A 2,690-nucleotide genomic window follows, 5' to 3' on the forward strand; every position below is an offset into this window, starting at 1 on the left:
TGATTATATGATTCATCTGTTATAATCGGAGGTCCCCAATCCGTAATAGGGGGTGAGAGGGAAAACAGGAATTACACCCCAAACCGGATTCACACGCAACCGCAGAGCCGACCCATGTTCAAGCTCCCCGCCGACGTATGGCCGCTCTCCCGCATCGAAAACGCCGTGGAGAAGGAGAACGCCGACATCCCTTCCCCCGAGGCGCGCCGACGGGCGCGGGAGATTTTCCTCTTCATGCTCCGCGACGCCGACCGCTGGTTTTCCTCGGGGCGGCGCCTCAACCGCATCCGCGCCTACCTCATGGGCCGACCGGACGCATGACGCATCTATGAACGTCCCCGACGACAGCGGGTCATCCTCGACCAGGGATAAAGTGTCGAGGCTCCTCACCGGGCTCATCGAGCGGGCGGAGCGCGAAATCGAGAAGGGGCAGCTCACCATCGCCAAGCCCGGCGACCTCCTCGACGCGGCGCGCATGCTCCTCGAGCTGGACGGCTCCGCGGAGAAAAAAGAGTCCGAAGACGTCGGCCGGGGAATCGTGGAGCGTCTGCGCTCCGAGCTCGGGGTCGGCGACGACGAGCCATAGGCCGGACGGCCCTTTTCAAAGTACGCACATGGAAGCGGACGTCTGGCACCACCTGCGGGGCCTTCCCCCGGCGAGCCAGCGGACGCTCCTTCGCTGGATTCTCCGCCGCGACCCCTGGCTTCTACTGACGAGCTGCCTCTACCCCGGACGGCGCTTCGAGCCCTTCCACCGCGAATGGCTCCGCCTGGCCGCCCGTGAGCCCCGGACGCTCATCCTGGCGCCGCGGGGCTTTTTCAAGACCACCGTGGTCACCGTGGGCCTCCTGGCCCACCGGGCGCTTTTTTCGCCCGAGGGGGCTTACCTCGTCGCCTCGGAGACCGGCCGCCAGGCCCGGCTGATTCTGGCCGAGCTGGCCTCGGTTCTCGCGCGCGAGGAGGTGGGGTGGCTCTTCGACGGCCCGCCCGTCCTGCGAGTCACCGGGGATTCGATCCACCTGAAGCGCCGCGGACGGCGGAAGGAGCCCACCCTGGCCGCCGTCGGGTCCGGACAGGGTCTGGTTGGCCGCCACCACGACGGCGTCGTCGCCGACGACCTCGTCGCCCAGCGGACCTCGTCCACCCAGCGCGTCCGGGAACGGCTCCGCGACTGGTCCGCCAACATCCTCGCCCCCACGCTCCTGCCGGGGGCCTTTCTGCACCTCGTCGGTACCCGGCACCACCCCCTGGACCTCTACGGCGGGGCGCTGGCCCGGGGCGTGCCGACCAACGAAACCGGCCGGTCGGCGATTCTGCCCGATGGCTCGCCGCTTTTGCCCGACCGCTGGCCGCTGGATAAATTGGAGGAGCGCCGGCGGGAGATGGGGCCGGTGGCCTTCGCCCTGCAGTACCTGAACGACACGAGCCTCGCCGCGGGGACTTTCTTCCGCCCCGAGTGGCTCCGGCGACGCACCGGCGGGCCTCCGCCTTCCGCCGCCACAATCGTCGGCGTGGACCTGGCCCTGGGCGGGGACGATTTCTGCGCCATCGTCGTCCTGGGCGTCGCGTCCGACGGCGACTGGCACGTCCTCGAGGCGGTGAGGTTCCGGCTGGATTTCGCCGCCCAGCTCGCGACCATCGTCGAGATGAACCGGCGCCACCGGCCCGCGGTGGTGGGCGTCGAGGCGGTGGCGTATCAGATGGCCGCCGTCCAGGAGCTGCGCCGGCGCCGCGTCCCCGTGGTCGCCCTGCGGCCAAGGGGTGGAAAGAGTTTACGCGCCAACGCCCTGGCCGCCTGGCTGTCCGGGGGCAGGCTCTGGCTCCCGCCGGAGCCGGGACCCCTGGAGGAAGAGCTTCTGGCCTTCCCCCACGGGAGCCACGACGACCTGGTGGACGCCCTGGGCTACGCCTGCGAGCTGGCCGCGGGGAGGGGATTCCACACCCAATCCCCCTCCCTGGCCGCGCAAAATTTCGGGTTCGACGACGACCCCCTCGCCGCCGCCCTTGGAATAGATTAACTCCCTGGGAGGACCCTTGCCCCTCTTCCGCCGCAAGGTGAAAAAGCTGGCCGCCCCGTGGATGGGCCGGCCCCGTTCCGTCAACATCCGCCCCACGCCCGTCGCCTCGGGCTCGCCGAACCTGGCCGCGCTCCGGCGGATGCGCCGCCACGGACTGGTGGCCGCCTGCCTCAACGTCATCAAGGGCCCCATCGTGGCCGCCGAGTGGGACGTGAAGGATCCGGACGCCGGGCTGGCCCGGGAGCTGGCCGAGCAGCTCCGGCCGCTCTGGCGCCGCCTGGTGAGCCAGGCGCTCACCGCCCTGGACTTCGGCTACGCCGGGTTCGAGCTCGTCTACGACGCCGCCGGCGACGGGGTGCGGCTCATGGAAACCCGCGCCCTGGACCCCGGTACAATCGAGGCGCTTTTGGATGGAAATGGTCGGGTATCCGGATTGAGGTGGCGCGGCGCCGACGGCACCGTGGACCTCGATGCGGAGAAGTCCCTCTGGCTGGTCCACTCCGGCGAGTTCGGCGACCCCTGGGGCGAGAGCCACCTCACCCCGGCCTGGCCCTTCTGGCAGGCGCTCACCTACGCCGTGGTTTACGGCAACCGCTGGCTGGAGCGGCACGCCCTGCCCCCCGCCGTCGTGCGCTACCCCGCCGAGCTGACCGTGGACGGCGAGGGCAAGCC

The 2,690-nt window shown here is 70.0% G+C and carries 4 protein-coding genes; all 4 read left to right on the forward strand.

What is annotated here, in order from left to right; translation table 11 throughout:
- Positions 1–114: 114 nt before the first annotated feature.
- Entirely contained in the window at positions 115–321 is a 207-nt protein-coding gene (locus tag NTW26_00145) for a hypothetical protein (protein MCX7020683.1), read from the forward strand.
- 7 nt (positions 322–328) lie between these two features.
- The gene (locus NTW26_00150) at positions 329–586 is read left to right on the forward strand and encodes a hypothetical protein (protein ID MCX7020684.1); all 258 of its coding nucleotides are present in this window, start codon (positions 329–331) and stop codon (positions 584–586) included.
- A 28-nt stretch (positions 587–614) separates the two neighbouring features.
- Complete coding sequence (locus NTW26_00155) at positions 615–2,018, forward strand: hypothetical protein (GenBank protein MCX7020685.1); 1,404 nt, start codon at positions 615–617, stop codon at positions 2,016–2,018.
- A gap of 16 nt (positions 2,019–2,034) precedes the next feature.
- The coding region (locus tag NTW26_00160) for a hypothetical protein (GenBank protein MCX7020686.1) at positions 2,035–2,690 on the forward strand (656 nt) is incomplete at its 3' end.

This window comes from bacterium (assembly GCA_026398675.1).
In the GTDB taxonomy this organism is placed as follows: domain Bacteria; phylum RBG-13-66-14; class RBG-13-66-14; order RBG-13-66-14; family RBG-13-66-14; genus RBG-13-66-14.